Here is a 14,947-nt window from a genome sequence, read left to right as displayed (position 1 = left end):
CGAACGAGCCGTCGTCGTAGACGGCGCGGAGGGAGGGCAGGGTGCCGCCCCGGACCGCAGAAGTCCGCACGGCACCCGGCACCCGGACCGGTACGTCAGCCGCTTGGCGGACCCGTCGAGCCGCGCGGCGTGAGGGCCGGAGTCGGCACCTGCCGGGACTCGGCCACGCCGGTGGTCATCAGGTCGAACAGCGCCCGCGCCACCTCAGCGCCGAAGCCGTGCACGTCGTGGCTCATCGCGGAGAGCGTGGGGTGGGTCAGCCGGCACAACTGCGAGTCGTCCCAGGCGAGGAGCGAGAGGTCCGCGGGCACCGACAGGCCCATTTCGGAGGCGACCGACAGGCCGGCGACGGCCATGATGTCGTTGTCGTAGAGGATCGCCGTGGGCCGCTCGGAGGAGGCCAGCAGGGTACGGGTGGCGCGGGCGCCGTCCTCACCGGAGAAGCCGGTGGGCGTCTGCAGGCCCGCGTCCAGGCCGAGTTCGCGGACGGTGGCCGCGAATGCGGTGGTACGGATCGCGCTGTGGCCCAGCTCCGCGGCGCCGCCGACGTGGGCGATGCGCCGGTGGCCGAGGGCGGCCAGGTAGCGCACGGCTTCCGCGACGGCGGTGGCGTCGTCCGTCCACAGCGAGGGGAAGCCGCCGGTCAGCGACGGGTGGCCGACGGCGATCGCCGGCATGCCGAGTGCGCCGACCCCCGCCACTCGCGGGTCGTCGGTACGGAAGTCCACCAGGATCGACCCGGCCACCTGCTTGGACTTCCACCACCGCTCCTGCTGCGCCAGCTCCTCGTGCACGTCGCGGACCAGCCGCAGCAGCAGCGAGCACGACCGCTCCGCGAGCACGCTCTCGATCCCGGAGACGAACTCCATGTAGAACGGCTCCAGGCCGAGCAGCCGGGCCGGGCGGCAGATCGCCAGGCCGACGGCGTCGACGCGGGAGCTGGACAGCGAGCGGGCGGCGAGGTTCGGCGCCCAGCCCAGCTCGCGGGCGGCGGCGAAGATCCGGTCGCGGGTGGCGTCGGCGAGGCCCGGCCGGTTGTTGAAGGCCAGTGAGACGGCGCCCTTGGAGACCCCGGCGCGGGCGGCGACGTCCTTGATCGTCACCCTGACCGGCGGGCCGCCGCTCACGCGGGCTCCACGCAGAAGAGCGCGGCACGCACGGCGGCGACGGCGGGATCGTCCCCGTCCGGCGCGCCGGTGGCCGCGGGCGCGGTCCAGCCGCGGACGGCGATGGTCGCGCGTTCGCCGGGCAGCAGCGTCAGCAGACCCCGGTCGGCGGTGGCGGCCGGGTCGAGCCGGTCGGGCTGCAGCAGCAGGTCTCTGAGGAAAGTGTGGGCGGTGACCACGACGTCGACCCTATCCGGGTCTCCGGCCCCGGCGCGTACCACCGCGACGCCGAACTCCGGACGGGGGTAGGCGAAGTCCTTGTCCCGCACCGGGAAGTGCAGGGCCCGCAGCCCGTCCGTCTCCGCGACCAGCAGCTCCTTCCCGGACGCGGCCGACGGCGGCAGCCCGTCCGGTACCGGCACGACGGCGACGGACCGCGGCCCCGCGGCGAACGCGACCTCGGCCCGGGCGACCACGCCGGCGTCGACCGCCGTGCGCCGCAGCGTGAGCGTGCCGGACCAGGCTTCCGCGGCCTGGTTGACCACGGCCACCTCCAGACCGCCCGCCGGCCCGCCCCCCTCGCGTACGGTCAGCAGCCGGTCGGCGTAGAGCCGGCGCAGCTCGTGGTAGAGCGGCTTGAGGCGGCCGTCGCCGTCGACGGCGGACCAGGAGGTGACCGGCCAGCAGTCATTGAGCTGCCAGAGCACCGTGCCCGCGCACACCGGCCAGTGGGACCGCCAGTGCTCGATGCCGGCGGAGATCGCGCGGGCCTGGTTGACCTGCATCAGATAGTGCCAGCGGGCGAAGTCGGCGGTCCCGTCGGGGACCGCGAAGTGGCGGGCGAGACCGCGCTCCAGCTTCCCGTTGCCGTCATCGGCCTTCTGGTGGTGGAGCATGGCGGGCGAGCGGGCGGCGAGCTGCGGACCGTCGCCGAGCGCCCGGCGCAGGGTGGCCCAGGCGGGCGGCGCCTGCCAGCCGAACTCGGCGGCGAAGCGCGGGACGGCGGTGCGGTAGTCGGTGTAGTCGGCGCGGTTCCACACCTCCCAGTCGTGATGGTTGCCGTGCGCCGGGTCGTTGGGGTGGTGGCCCCAGGACCCGGACCAGGGGCTGCCCGGCCAGTACGGGCGCGTGGGGTCCAGCTCGGCGACGACCCGCGGGAGCACGCCGAGGTAGTAGCCCTCGCCCCAGGAGTCGCCGGCGAGTTCCTCCTCCCAGTCCCAGTCGCGGAACCCCCACAGGTTCTCGTTGTTGCCGCACCACAGCACCAGCGACGGGTGCGGCATGAGGCGGACGACGTTGTCGCGGGCCTCCGCCTCGATCTCCCCGCGGAGCGGCTGCTCCTCGGGGTAGGCGGCACAGGCGAAGGGGAAGTCCTGCCAGACCATGAGGCCGAGTTCGTCGCAGGCGGCATAGAAGTCGTCGCTCTCGTAGATGCCGCCGCCCCAGACGCGTACGAGGTCGACGCCGGCGTCCGCCGCCTGCCGCAGCCGCTCGCGGTAGCGGGCGGGGGTGACGCGGGACGGCAGGGCGTCGTCGGGAATCCAGTTGACGCCGCGGGCGAAGAGGGGTTCGCCGTTGACGACGAGGGTGAAGCGGGAGCCGTGGGCGTCGGCGGAGGTGTCGAGGCGGACGGTGCGGAAGCCGACGCGGCGGGTCCAGGAGTCCAGGGGCGGGGCGGCGGCGGTGGTGCCGTCGTGGAGGGTGACCTCCAGCTCGTGAAGGGGCTGGCCGCCGTAGCCGCGGGGCCACCACAGCTCGGGGCGGTCGACGGTGAGTCCGAGAGCGGCGTCCGTGCCCGCCACCGCCGCCGTGGCCTCGGCGCCGCCGACGCGGGCCCGGACGGTGAGCGGGCGGTGCGCGCCCGCGGCGGTGCGCTCGATGCCGAGGTGCACCTCGACGCGGCCGGTGCCGTCGGCGTCGACCGTCACCAGCGGGCGAACCCGGGCCAGCCGCGCGGTGCTCCAGCGCTCCAGCCGGGCCGGCCGCCAGATGCCGGCGGTGACCAGCGCCGGGCCCCAGTCCCAGCCGAAGGAGCAGGCCATCTTGCGGATGAACGGGAAGGGTTCGGGATACGCGTTGGGCCGGTCGCCCGTCCGGGCGCGTACCGCCTCGGCCTCGGCGTAGGCGGAGGTGAAGGTCACTGTGAGCGGGCCGGAGCCGCCGGTGACGTCGAAGCGGTAGCCGCGGTGCATGTTGCGGGTGGCGCCGAGCGGCTCGCTTCCGAGCGTGAGCGCGGCGGCGGTGTCCAGGCCGTCGAAGACGAGATCGGTGCGTTCGTGCGGCCCCGCGTAGGGCGCGATCTCCGTCTCGTACGTCCAGTCCCGCCGGCCGACCCAGGCGACGTCGGTCTCGTTGGTGCCGAGGTACGGATCGGGGATGACCCCGGCGGCGAGCAGGTCCGTGTGGACGCAGCCCGGCACCCGCGCCGGCATCCGGTCCCTGCCGTGCCGCAGGGTCCAGCCGTCGGTGAGCGGGATGACGTCCTTCATGGGTGCTCCAATCTCGCGTCTCGCGCCAACGTAGCCGCCCCTCCCGGCCGTGTCCATAAACCGGTCAAGTTGTTTCAGTGTCAGAGAGGTTGACGTCACCGTCGAGCTAGGGGATGGTTCCTCGTCAAGAAAAGGAGCCTCACTCTACCGGTTTAGCATCGCGGGCCGGGCTCAGGAACGGAGATGGTGACGATGAACGGAAGGGCGCTCGCCGGTGCGCTGCTGGCCGCCGCACTGGCGACGACCGCCGGCTGCACGGGCAGCGGGGCCTCGTCGGAGAAGGAGGAGGCGAAGGCGGTCGAGGACCCGGAGAAGGTCTCCGGCACGATCGAGGTCATCACCCATCGCACCGATCTCGTCGAGGACGGCACGATGGACGAGTACGCGGCCGAGTTCCGCAAGACGTACCCCCACGTCAAGGTCGAGTTCGACGGGGTCACCGACTACGAGGGCGAAGTCAAGACCCGGATGAACTCGGACGACTACGGCGACGTGCTCATGATCCCGGGCACCGTGAAGAAGAACGACTACCCGCGCTTCTTCGCCTCGCTGGGCAGGCAGTCCGAGCGCAGCGAGAAGTTCCGCTTCACCGACTACTCCACCGTCGACGGCGAGGTCTACGGCGTCAGCATCTACGGCAGCGTCCCCGGCTTCGTCTACAACAAGCGTGTCTGGGAGCAGGCCGGCGTCTCCGCATGGCCCACCACCCCGGCGGAGTTCCTCGACGACCTCAGGGCCGTCAGGGACCGGACCGACGCCGTCCCGTACTACACCAACTTCAAGGACGCCTGGCCGCTGGCCCAGTGGTGGCCCGCGCATGCCTCCGCCACCTGCGACGAGCGGGCGGACGTCGAGGTGGTCGAGGGCGACCCCTTCGCCGAGGGCGGCACCGTACGCACCGTGGACACCCTGCTGTACGACATCGTGGACGAGGGCCTGGCCGAGAAGGACCCGACCACCACCAACTGGGAGGGCTCCAAGCCGCGGATCGCCACGGGCGAGATCGCCACGATGTTCCTCGGCTCCTGGGCCGTCGTCCAGATGCGCGACGCCGCCGAACAGGCCGGCACGGACCCGGACGACATCGGCTTCATGCCGTTCCCGCAGCAGGTCGACGGCGCGTTCTGCGCCGGCCTCTCCCCCGACTACCAGCAGGCGGTGAGCATCCACTCCGGGCACAAGGAGGCCGCGCGCGCCTGGGTCGACTGGTTCGCGGAGAAGTCCGGTTACCCCGAGGACAACATGAACGTCTCCACCCTGCGCGACGCCCCCCTGCCCGGCGTGCTCGCCGAGTTCGAGAAGCAGGACGTGCGGCTGCTGGAGCTGGACCAGTCCAAGGGCGCCGAGCTGAAGGAGCTGGACGACGCCTCGGAGGTCGGCATCGATGACCCCGACTACCGTCAGGAGCTGGTCGACATCGCCCGCGGCGCGAAGGACGGCAGCCCCGACGACCTCTTCGCGGGCCTCTCCGACCGCTGGACGGGCGCCGCCGAGGAGCTGGGTTACCGGTGAGTGCGCTGAGGCGCCGGCTGCGGGGCGGTGTGGTGCCCTGGCTGTTCCTCGCCGCCCCGCTTGCCCTGCTGATCACGTTCACCTACGCGCCCGTCGCCAACATGGTCGCGTACAGCTTCACCGACTGGGACGGGCTGAGCCCGGAGCTGAACTACGTCGGCACGGAGAACTACGCCGACCTCTTCACCCGGTCCGAACTCTTCGAGGTCTTCTTCGTCAGCGGCTACTACCTCGCCGCTTCCGCGGTGCAGATCGTGTTGGCACTGTACTTCGCCACCGTGCTCAGCTTCAACGTCCGCTTCCGCAACCTCTTCAAGGGCATCCTCTTCTTCCCGTACCTGGTGAACGGTGTCGCCATCGGCTTCGTCTTCCTCTACTTCTTCCAGGACGGCGGCACCCTCGACGCGCTTTTCGGCCTCTTCGGCGACGAGCCCGACCGCGCCTGGCTCGGGGACTCCACCTCCGCCAACCTCTCGCTGGCCGGAGTGTCGGTCTGGCGCTTCATGGGGCTGAACTTCGTGCTGTTCCTCGGCGCGATCCAGTCCATCCCGGGCGAGCTGTACGAGGCCGCCGAGCTGGACGGCGCGAACCGCTGGCAGCAGTTCCGGCACATCATCGCGCCCGGCATCCGGCCGGTGATCAGCCTCAGCGTGATCCTGGCGATATCCGGCTCGCTCGCGGTCTTCGAGATCCCGTACATCATGACGGGCGGCGCGACCGGCACCGAGACGTTCGTGATCCAGACGGTGGACCTGGCCTTCACGTTCAACAAGACGGGGCTGGCCTCGGCGGCGGCGGTGGTGCTGCTTGTGATCGTGCTCGCGGTGACCTGGGTGCAGCGGACGCTCGTACCGGACGACAAGGCGGGTGACCTCGTATGAAGGCGGTCGTCGCCGCACGCGCGCTGACCTATCTGTCACTGGCCGGGGCCGCCGTGGTGGTGGTGCTTCCGCTGCTGGTGGTCTTCCTCACCTCGCTGAAGACCCAGGAGGAGATGGCCGGCGACGGCGGGGCGCTCTCGCTCCCCGGCAACCTGCTCAACTTCGACAACTACGCGACGGCCTTCGAGGACGGCCGGATGCTCTCGGCGTTCGCCAACACCGCGGTCATCCTGGTCTTCGCGATCGCCGGCACGGTCGTCATCGGCTCGATGACGGCGTACGCCATCGACCGCTTCCGGTTCCGGTTCCGCAAGCTGGTGGTGGGGCTCTTCCTGGTTGCCGCGATGGTGCCGGGAGTGACCACACAGGTGGCGACGTTCCAGATCGTCGACAGCTTCGGGCTGGTCAACAGCAGGCTCGCGCCCATCGTGCTCTACATGGGCACGGACATCGTGTCGATCTACATCTTCCTGCAGTTCATCCGGTCCATCCCGGTCTCGCTCGACGAGTCGGCACGGCTGGAGGGCGCCAACTCCTTCACGATCTACCGGAAGATCATCTTTCCGCTGCTCAAGCCGGCGATCGCGACGGTCGTCATCGTCAAAGGCGTCACGGTCTACAACGACTTCTACATCCCGTTCCTGTACATGCCCTCCGACGACCTCGGGACGATGTCCACGGCGCTGTTCCGCTTCAAGGGCCCGTACGGCGCGCACTGGGAGACGATCTCGGCCGGCACGATCCTGGTCATCCTGCCGACGCTCGCCGTCTTCCTCTTCCTCCAGCGCTACATCTACCACGGGTTCATGAGGGGGGCGACGAAGTGAGCCGACCCCGTAGGCGGTTCACGACCGGGCGGGGCCCCCGGTCCGGGCCCGGGCGTCCGGCCGGCTATCTGATGCCCTTGCGGCGCAGCGTCTGGGCCAGCTCGTGGGCGTGCTGCAGCATCGTCTCGGCGACGTGGGCGACCTCGCGGTCGGACGCGCGCGACGCCGGCATCGAGCAGCTGATCGCGTCCGTGGCCGGGATGCGGTAGCCGACGGACGTCGCGACGCAGCACAGCCCCGGGGTGTTCTGCTCCCGCTCCAGCGCCCAACCGCGGGCCTGGCTCGCCTCCAGCTCGGCGTGGAGCGCGGAACGGGTGGGCACCGTGTGCTCCGTGAGCCGCGTCAGCGGCTCGTCGGGGAGGATCGCGTTCACCTCCTCCGTGGTGCGTTCGGCCAGCAACGCCTTGCCCAGCGCGGTGGCATGGGCGGGCAGTTGCCGCCCGACCCGGGAGACCAGGCGCTTGGGCTCGGTGACGTCCCGGGTGGCCAGATAGATGATGTGGGGTGCGTCCAGACGCGCGTAGTGCGCGGTGTAGCCGGTGGCGGCGCGCAGGCTTTCGAGCTGCTGCACGGCGAAGGGGAGCGCGGGGTCGTGGTCGAGATAGGCGGTGCCGGCGAGCAGGGCGCGCGGTCCGACGCCGTAGGTCTGCTCACCGTCCGCCGTCTCGATCCACTTCAGGGACGTCAGCGTGCGCAGCAGCGCGTAGAGGCTGGAACGCGGATATCCGGTGCGCTCCTGGAGCTGGCTCAGACTCAGCGCCTCGGCGGACTCGGCCAGCACCTCCATGATCCGGGCCGTGCGCTCGGCCGACTTGACAGGGCCGCGGCCGGTCTTCGACTCGGGCACCTCTGTCGCGGTGTCGCTTTCCGCCACGTTGTCTCCCCTGGAAAAAGTGCTCTCCATCATACGGGACGGGCATCTGATGGTGACCGCCTTCTACGCATACAGCTCGCATCCGCATGCGAAACCGACGCTGGATGATTCTTCATACGCAGTCATTGTCTTCATTCGTGGACTCATGACAGGATGCCACCATGCCCCCTTCAGCTTCACGTGCCCCGGGAGCCTCGCCCGCGTCCCCGGGAAGCGCCGGATCGCCGAGCCGGCGGTGGTGAGCGCGCCGCTGCACGTCCTGGTCACCGAGCCCGTCATGGGCCGTTTCCGGGACGTGCTCACCGCGGAGGGCGGCGGGCCCGCGCACCGCTGGACCTTCGCGTACGGAGACGGGCCGGCGGCGCGCGCGGCGGCGGTGACGGCGGACGTCCTGGTGTGCTCGGCCGCCTCCGCCGAGCTGCTGGCCGGGATGCCGCGGCTCAGGCTGGTGCACGTCGCCGGCGCCGGCTACGACAAGATCCCCCTCGCCGCGCTCGGCCCCGGCGTCCAGGTCGCCAACACCTTCCACCACGGCCGCTCGATCGCCGAGCACGTGATCATGGTGTCGATGATGCTTCTGCGCGATGTCGCCCGCGCCGAGCGCACCATGCGGGCCGGAATCTGGCACAACACGGTCGTCGACGACTCCTGTCCGTTCGGCGGCGTCCTTGCCGGCCGGACCCTCGGCGTCCTCGGCCTCGGCGAGATCGGCACCGCGGTTGCACGGACCGCCGCCGCGCCACACCGAGGAGACGTTCCGCGGCCGGGCCCGCGACATCCGGGACAACGTCGACGCGCTCGCCGGGGGACGACCGCTGCACAACAGCGTCGCCCCCTGAACCGCCCGGGGGTACGGCCTCACCGGGGTCACCCGGCCACCGGGGCATCGGCACCCTCAGATCACCTGCGTGCCGATCAGCAGCACGGCCCCCAGCGCCGACATCACGAGGGCGGACAGGCGCAGCCGCCGCTTGTCGAGGAGCCGGTTGACGTGGCGTGACAGCACGTAGCCCACGACGGGCCCGGGCGCCAGCAGAGCGGCCATCGCCAGCGTGTCCGTGCCGATGGAGCCGGTGAGAGCGAGCATCACCACCGACAGCATGGAACCGATGAGGAAGAAGCCGCTCATCGTGCCGCGCAGCACCGGGCCGTCCTTGCTCTGCCACACCAGCGCCATCGGCGGTCCGCCGATCGACGTCGCCGTGCCCAGCAGCCCGGACGCGGAGCCGGCCAGCACCAGGTTCTGCCGGCGCGGGCGCGGCGCCCAGCCCAAGGAGGCGAGGACGACGCCGAACAGCACCACGCCGGCGAGCAGCAGCGCGAGGCCGCGCGCCGGCAGCGTCGCCACCAGCAGCGCCCCCGCCACGGTGCCCGGCACCCGGCCCACCAGAGCCCAGCCGGTGCCGCGCAGGTCGATGTGCTCCCGTTCGGCGAAGGTCACCATCAGCGTCACCATGACCGCCAGCATGATGAGGGTGCCCGGGATGAGGGCGGGGTCGACGAGCGCCACCACCGGAGCGGCGAACATCCCCATGCCGAAGCCGATGGACGCCTGCAGGCAGGACGCGAACACCACCGCGCCCGCGATCACGAGATAGCCGGTGAGCGTCACCGGGCCCCCCGGCCCGCCGTCACCGGCTCGGCCCCCTCCCCCATCGGGTGGAAGCACGCGGCGGCATGCCCGCCGCCGTCCGGTCCGGGGGTCAGCTCCGGCGGTGCCGCGGCGCACTCGTCGGTCGCCTTCCAGCACCGGGTACGGAAGCGGCAGCCGGACGGCGGGGAGAGCGGGGACGGAAGCTCGCCGTCCAGGATGATCTGCCTGCCGCGCCCGCTGCCGTCGAGCGAGGGGGCGGCGGACATGAGCGCGGCGCTGTACGGGTGCCGGGCATGGCCGAAGACGGCCTCGGTGCCGCCGTGTTCCACGATCCCGCCGAGGTACATCACCATCACCCGGTCCGCGACGTGCCGCACCACCGACAGGTCGTGGGAGATGAAGACGTAGGAGACGCCGAGCTGCCGCTGCAGCTCGTTCAGGAGGTTGAGCACCTGGGCCTGTACGGACAGATCGAGCGCGGACACGGGCTCGTCGCAGACGATCACGTCCGGGTCGAGCGCCAGCGCGCGGGCGATCCCGATCCGCTGCCGCTGGCCGCCGGAGAACTCCTGCGGATAGCGGTTCTCGTCGCCGGCGCGCAGCCCGACCAGGCCGAGCAGTTCCCGCACCCGCGCGCCGCGCTCCTTGGCGGAGCGGAACAGGTCCTTGTGGGTGCGCCACGGCTCGCTCACGATGTCGCCCGCCGTCATCCGGGCGTTGAGGGAGGCGAACGGGTCCTGGAAGACCATCTGCACCCTGCGCCGCCACCGGAGCAGCCCGGCCCCCTTGAGCGTGAAGGGGTCCACCCCGTCGAAGCGGACGGTGCCGCTGTCGGGCCGCTCCAGCATGAGCAGCGTGCGGGCCAGGGTGGACTTCCCGCAGCCCGACTCCCCGACGAGGCCGAGGGTTTCGCCGCGTCGCAGATCGAAGGAGATGCCGTTCAGCGCGCGCAGCCGCCGCGTCCGGCCACCGCTGCGGACGGGGAACGTCTTGGTCAGGTCGCGGACCTGGAGCAGGGGCTCGCCGGCCGGATCGGCGGTGCCGGTTGCGCCGGCCGTGTCGGCTGTGTGGGTCATCACTTCACCTCGGCAGAGAAATGGCAGGCGGCCGTGCGCCCGGGCGCGACCTCGGCGGGCTCCGGCCGGCGGGTACGGCACAGGTCCCGCACCAGCGGACAGCGGTCCTGGTAGACGCAGCCGGACGAGATGGAGTGCAGGTCCGGCGGGGCGCCTCCGATGGACGTCAGTTCCTCCCCGCGGGCGGCGTGCACCGGCACCGAGTCCAGCAGGCCCCTGGTGTACGGGTGCCGGGGCCGGTCGAAGACCTCCCGGACGGGCCCGGACTCGACCACGTTGCCCGCGTACATCACCACGACCTCGTCCGCCTGCTCGGCGACGAGCGCGAGATCGTGGGTGATGAGCACGACGCTCATGTCCCGCTCGGTACGCAGCTCCCGCAGCAACTGCATGATCTGCGCCTGCACGGTCACATCGAGCGCGGTGGTCGGCTCGTCGGCGAGCAGGACGGACGGCGAGAGCGCGACGGCGACGGCGATCAGGAGCCGCTGGCGCATGCCGCCGGAGAACTGGTGCGGGTAGGTGTCGACGCGCGTCTCCGGCTCGGGGATGCCGACCCTGGCCATCAGGGCGACGGCCTCCCGCCTGGCCTGCTTGCGGGAGAGCCCGCGGTGGATCCGGAACGGCTCGGCGAGCTGGGTGCCCACCGTGTAGACGGGATTGAGCGCCGTCAGTGCGTCCTGGAAGACGATCGCCAGGTCGGGCCCGGCCATGGCACGGCGGGTCTGCTCGTCGGCCGCGACCAGGTCGGTGCCGTCCAGGACGACACGGCCCCCGGCGACCTCGGCGGTGGGGTCCAGCAGGGAGACGATGGCCTGGGCGGTCATCGACTTCCCGCAGCCGGACTCGCCGAGCAGCGCGAGCGTCCGGCCGCGCCGGGCGCTGAAGCTCACCTGGTCGACGGCGCGTACGGTGCCGTGCGGGGTGCGGATGTCGACGCTCAGGCCGTCGACCTCGAGGGCGGTGCCGGTCACGACTGTGCCTCCTGGGGTGCCGGTGCGGTACGGGCGCGGTGGCGGGTCCGGCGCGGCAGCGTCAGCCGCCAGCGCTGGGCGGGGTCCGTGGCCAGCCGCGCCCAGGCGGCCAGCACGGTCGCCGACACCGTCGTGACGATGATGGCCAGGCCCGGGAAGAACGTCAGCCACCATGCAGTCTGCAGGTAGCTGCGCCCCTGGGAGACCATCAGGCCCCAGCTCACGTCCGGCGGCTGGATGCCGATGCCGAGGAAGCTCAGCGAGGACTCCGCGAGCATGACGTAGCAGAACTCCAGGGTGGCCAGAGTCAGCAGGGTCGGCAGCACGACGGGGAACACGTGCCGCCGGATGATGGCGCCGCTGGAGGTGCCGAAGGTCCTGGCCGCGTCGACGAAGAGGCGGCTTTGCAGTTCGGCGGACTCCGCCCGGGCGGTGCGGAGGTAGACCGGGATGCGGGTGAGGGCCAGCACCAGGACGAGGTTGGCCACGCCGGGCGAGAAGACGTACAGCACGACGACCGCCATCAGCAGGGACGGGAAGCTCATGATGATGTCGGCGACGCGCATCGCGAGCGTCTCCCGCAGGCCGCGGTGGTAGCCGGCCCACATGCCGATCAGCGCGCCGATCGCCAGCGCGAGTGCCACCGCGGGGACCGCCACGCTGAAGGTGGTGCGGGCGGCGACGACGAGCCGCGCCAGCACGCTCTGGCCGAGCGGGTCGGTGCCCAGGACGCCCAGCCACCCGTCGTCGAAGGAGAACGGGGGCTGGTTGGTGCTGTCCAGATGCTGCTCGGTGGCGGCCGATCCGACCAGCAGCGGGCCGAACACCGCGATGAGCACGACCAGCGACAGCACCGCCGCCGCGGCGGTCGCGACCCGGTCGCGCAGGAGCATCCGCCACAGGCTCACCCGGCTGTCGCGGTCCGGGGCGGAGGGCCCGGCACCGGCGGCGGGAGCGTCGGAGCCGGAGGCGGTACGGCCGCCCGCCGTCTTGTCGGACAGGGTACTCACGGCGTCCTCCTCAGACCGTCGCCGTCTCGCGGACGCGCGCGTCGAGCAGCGCGTAGCAGACGTCGATGACGATGTTGAGCACGAAGATGGTGACCGCGGTGAGCAGCACCGCCGCCTGCAGCACCGCGAAGTCCCGGCCGGTGATCGAGTCGATCATCAGCTTCCCGATGCCCGGCCAGCCGAAGATCGTCTCGACGACGACCGCCCCGTTGACGAGCGAGACGGCGAGGTCACCCGCGACGGTCAGCGCGGGCGCCGCGGCGTTGCGCAAGGCATGGTGGCTGACCACCCGAACGCTGCCCGCGCCCTTGCTGCGGGCCAGCCGCACGTACGGGGCGGACAGCGCGGAGACCATGGCGCCGCGCACGACCTGGGTGAGGACGCCCAGCGGGCGGATCGCCAGGGTGGCGACCGGCAGCACCCAGGACAGCATGCCGTCGCTGACGCCGGAGGTGGGCAGCACCCCGAAGCCGACGGCGAAGATCCACACGCCGGTGATCGCGAACCAGAAGTCCGGCACGCTGGCGGCGGTCATGGAGAGGAACGAGGCGATGCGGTCGGCCGGGGAGTTGGGGCGAAACGCCGCCCAGCTCCCGATGACCACGGCGCCGGCCACGGCGATCAGCATGGTGGCGCCGGCGAGCTGGAGGGTGGCGGGAAAGGCCCGCAGCGCCATCGTCGCCGCCGACTCGCCGGTGCGCAGCGACTCGCCGAAGTCGAGCTGGAACACGCCGCCGAAGTAGTCGGCGATCTGCTGCCAGATCGAGTCGTCGAAGCCGTTGCGCTCGGTGAAGGCCGCGCGCTGGGCGGGGGTGGCGGATTCGGGCAGGTACAAGGATGCGGGATCACCGGTGAGCCTCGCGAGCACGAAGACACCGAGAAGCACGGCGACCAGCGGCAGGATGCTGGTCAGCATGCGGCGGCGGAGGAAACGGAACATCGCTGTCCCCAGGTGGGAGTCGGTCGGCGGGTGTGAACTCGGCGAGCCGCATTTCGTCACCCGTTGCGGAGTTCGGTCGGTAGCGCACGTCCGGGGCGAGGGCGATGACGCCGTACATGTGGGCGACGTAGGCGTACTGGGAGATCTCCTCTGGCTCGTCGCTGAAGACCCCGGCGAGCGCCTGCTGACGTGCGGCCCCGGTCTTCGCCTCGGCGGCCCTGATCTTCCGGTCGAACGCCGCGGTGCCCCCGGAGCTCTGGAAGCCGTTGCTGAGCAGGTACTGGTCCATGCTGAAGGCGGCGTCGCCCGCCTGGTTGCCGTGCTGGATCAGCATCAGGTAGGGGCCCGCGTCCTCGGGGAAGGGACGTTCCTGGAACTGGGTGCTGCCCGCGGTGTCCTTCATCTCGATCTCGACGTCGAGGCCGAGGTCGTCCAACTGGTTCTGGATGACCTGCACGGTCTCGTCGACCTTCGGGAACAGCGCGGTCCTGCTGATCAACCGGATCGGCTCGTCCACGTCGACCCCGTCGGCTTTCGCCTCGGCCAGCAGCTTTCTGGCCTTCGCCAGGTCGGTCGGCCAGGGTCGCAGGCTCTCGTGGTATCCGACGACTCCGCGGGGCACGAGCTGGGCGGCGGGCTTCGCCTTCCCCTGGAACAGCGAGCCGACGATGCCCTCGCGGTCGATCGCGTAATTGATCGCCTGCCGCACCCGCCGGTCGTCCAGCGGCGGCTCGGTGACCTGCATCCGCAGGGCGGTGGTCTCGTTGTTGGGGTACTGCTCGGCGGCGTCGCCGGCGCCGTCCTCGGGGCTGAGCGCGGTGGCGACGTCGACCTCGTCGTTGGCGATCATGGCGGCGCGGACGCTGCCCTCGGTGCGCCACTGGTAGTCCACGTTGCCGTAGGCGGGAGCCCGGCCCCAGTACCGCTTGTTGGTGGCCAGGGCGAGCCGCAGCCCCGGCTCCCAGTTGGCGATCCGGTAGGGGCCGGTCCCGATCGGCTCGCGGACCTTCTTCTCGTCGTCGGTGGAGGTGGGCACCATCTCGATGAAGGAGAGCCGCAGCGGAAGAATGGGATCCGCCTTCGGGGTGGCCACCGTGAGGGTGTGCGCGTCCGGCGCCGCGACCTTCAGGTCCGCGTCTCCGAAGACGTAGCCCTCGACGTTGCAGCCGAGTTCGGAGTTGACGGCGCGGTCGATGGAGTAGGCGGCGTCCTCGGCGTCGAAGCGGGAGCCGTCGCTGAACTTCACCCCCGTGCGGATCCGGTACGTCCACTCCGTAGCGGAGGTGCGCTTCCAGGAGGTCGCCAGTTTCGGCTCCAACTCGCCGGTGCCGGGGTCGCGCTCGGTCAGCGGCTCGGTGATGTTGGACCGCACCACCACCCCGGTCGAGGTCAGGGAAGCCTCGCACGGCTCCAGCGTCGGCGGCTCCTCCGGCAGCACGACGCGCAGCGCGTCGCCCTCCGCCGTCACCGAGTCGCTGTTGGCCACGGTGCAGGCACTGGCCGCCAGCGCCGTGGACAGCACCAGCGATACGGCCGCACGCGGTCGGCGCCCACCGGCACGGGCCCGGCGGGAGTCGGGAACAGGGGACATGGGACTCCTCCACCGCGACAACTCCGTCCGTGTCCACGGATGTAGATGCCGTCTCGATTGGTGAACGCACGGT

13 protein-coding genes are annotated in these 14,947 nt (G+C 71.5%); 4 read left to right on the top strand and 9 right to left on the bottom strand.

Features of this window, described 5'->3' with window-relative positions:
• Positions 1–95 precede the first annotated feature (95 nt).
• On the bottom strand, positions 96–1,127 hold the full coding sequence (locus I003_RS0129880; RefSeq protein ID WP_027774777.1) for a LacI family DNA-binding transcriptional regulator: 1,032 nt from the start codon (positions 1,125–1,127) through the stop codon (positions 96–98).
• Positions 1,124–3,595, bottom strand: a complete 2,472-nt coding sequence (locus tag I003_RS0129875) for a glycosyl hydrolase 2 galactose-binding domain-containing protein (RefSeq protein WP_027774776.1) — start codon at positions 3,593–3,595, stop codon at positions 1,124–1,126. Before I003_RS0129875 ends, I003_RS0129880 begins: the two co-directional genes overlap by 4 nt.
• Before the next feature lie 192 nt (positions 3,596–3,787).
• On the opposite strand from I003_RS0129875, the gene I003_RS0129870 reads away from it, so the two are divergent.
• From I003_RS0129870 to I003_RS0129860, 3 genes are read left to right on the top strand one after another with little or no spacing between them, the layout of a single operon-like run.
• Positions 3,788–5,107, top strand: a complete 1,320-nt coding sequence (locus I003_RS0129870; protein WP_027774775.1) for an ABC transporter substrate-binding protein — start codon at positions 3,788–3,790, stop codon at positions 5,105–5,107.
• Positions 5,104–5,988 carry a carbohydrate ABC transporter permease gene (locus I003_RS0129865; RefSeq protein WP_027774774.1) on the top strand — a complete coding sequence of 295 codons (885 nt, stop codon included), beginning with the start codon at positions 5,104–5,106 and terminating at the stop codon, positions 5,986–5,988. Before I003_RS0129870 ends, I003_RS0129865 begins: the two co-directional genes overlap by 4 nt.
• Positions 5,985–6,815 carry a carbohydrate ABC transporter permease gene (locus I003_RS0129860; RefSeq protein ID WP_027774773.1) on the top strand — a complete coding sequence of 277 codons (831 nt, stop codon included), beginning with the start codon at positions 5,985–5,987 and terminating at the stop codon, positions 6,813–6,815. The genes I003_RS0129865 and I003_RS0129860 overlap by 4 nt, the downstream gene beginning before the upstream one ends.
• A 64-nt stretch (positions 6,816–6,879) precedes the next feature.
• On the opposite strand, the gene I003_RS0129855 is transcribed toward I003_RS0129860, so the two are convergent.
• Positions 6,880–7,602: an IclR family transcriptional regulator gene (locus I003_RS0129855; RefSeq protein ID WP_051368676.1), complete on the bottom strand. Its 723-nt coding sequence runs from the start codon at positions 7,600–7,602 to the stop codon at positions 6,880–6,882.
• A 10-nt stretch (positions 7,603–7,612) separates the two neighbouring features.
• Between I003_RS0129855 and I003_RS33975 the strand changes: the two genes are divergently transcribed.
• Positions 7,613–8,689, top strand: coding sequence for an NAD(P)-dependent oxidoreductase (locus tag I003_RS33975; RefSeq protein ID WP_486584472.1), 1,077 nt, complete (start codon positions 7,613–7,615; stop codon positions 8,687–8,689).
• Here the strand turns inward: I003_RS33975 and I003_RS0129845 are convergent.
• From I003_RS0129845 to I003_RS33960, 6 genes are read right to left on the bottom strand one after another with little or no spacing between them, the layout of a single operon-like run.
• Positions 8,585–9,301, bottom strand: coding sequence for a sulfite exporter TauE/SafE family protein (locus I003_RS0129845; protein WP_027774771.1), 717 nt, complete (start codon positions 9,299–9,301; stop codon positions 8,585–8,587). The two genes, I003_RS33975 and I003_RS0129845, sit on opposite strands and share 105 nt — an antisense overlap.
• The gene (locus I003_RS33970) at positions 9,298–10,359 is read right to left on the bottom strand and encodes a dipeptide ABC transporter ATP-binding protein (RefSeq protein ID WP_051368647.1); all 1,062 of its coding nucleotides are present in this window, start codon (positions 10,357–10,359) and stop codon (positions 9,298–9,300) included. Before I003_RS33970 ends, I003_RS0129845 begins: the two co-directional genes overlap by 4 nt.
• A complete protein-coding gene (locus tag I003_RS0129835) occupies positions 10,359–11,333 on the bottom strand; it encodes an ABC transporter ATP-binding protein (RefSeq protein WP_027774770.1) in 975 nt (324 codons plus the stop codon). The genes I003_RS33970 and I003_RS0129835 overlap by 1 nt, the downstream gene beginning before the upstream one ends.
• Positions 11,330–12,343 carry an ABC transporter permease gene (locus I003_RS33965; RefSeq protein WP_486584471.1) on the bottom strand — a complete coding sequence of 338 codons (1,014 nt, stop codon included), beginning with the start codon at positions 12,341–12,343 and terminating at the stop codon, positions 11,330–11,332. The genes I003_RS0129835 and I003_RS33965 overlap by 4 nt, the downstream gene beginning before the upstream one ends.
• A gap of 10 nt (positions 12,344–12,353) precedes the next feature.
• A complete protein-coding gene (locus tag I003_RS0129825; protein WP_486584470.1) occupies positions 12,354–13,259 on the bottom strand; it encodes an ABC transporter permease in 906 nt (301 codons plus the stop codon).
• A complete protein-coding gene (locus I003_RS33960) occupies positions 13,189–14,874 on the bottom strand; it encodes an ABC transporter substrate-binding protein (RefSeq protein ID WP_078564581.1) in 1,686 nt (561 codons plus the stop codon). Before I003_RS33960 ends, I003_RS0129825 begins: the two co-directional genes overlap by 71 nt.
• Positions 14,875–14,947 lie beyond the last annotated feature (73 nt).

Source organism: Streptomyces sp. CNQ329, assembly GCF_000482585.1.
The sequence above is the reverse complement of the archived record's forward strand: the minus strand, read 5'-3'. Positions and strand labels throughout refer to the sequence as shown.

Bases quoted from the DNA above. Each gene is read 5' to 3' on its own strand.
- I003_RS0129875 (WP_027774776.1), bottom strand. From the start codon at position 3,595: ATGAAGGACGTCATCCCGCTCACCGACGGCTGGACCCTGCGGCACGGC.
- I003_RS0129870 (WP_027774775.1), top strand. From the start codon at position 3,788: ATGAACGGAAGGGCGCTCGCCGGTGCGCTGCTGGCCGCCGCACTGGCG.
- I003_RS0129860 (WP_027774773.1), top strand. From the start codon at position 5,985: ATGAAGGCGGTCGTCGCCGCACGCGCGCTGACCTATCTGTCACTGGCC.
- I003_RS0129855 (WP_051368676.1), bottom strand. From the start codon at position 7,602: ATGGAGGTGCTGGCCGAGTCCGCCGAGGCGCTGAGTCTGAGCCAGCTC.
- I003_RS33970 (WP_051368647.1), bottom strand. From the start codon at position 10,359: ATGACCCACACAGCCGACACGGCCGGCGCAACCGGCACCGCCGATCCG.
- I003_RS0129825 (WP_486584470.1), bottom strand. From the start codon at position 13,259: ATGCTGACCAGCATCCTGCCGCTGGTCGCCGTGCTTCTCGGTGTCTTC.
- I003_RS33960 (WP_078564581.1), bottom strand. From the start codon at position 14,874: ATGTCCCCTGTTCCCGACTCCCGCCGGGCCCGTGCCGGTGGGCGCCGA.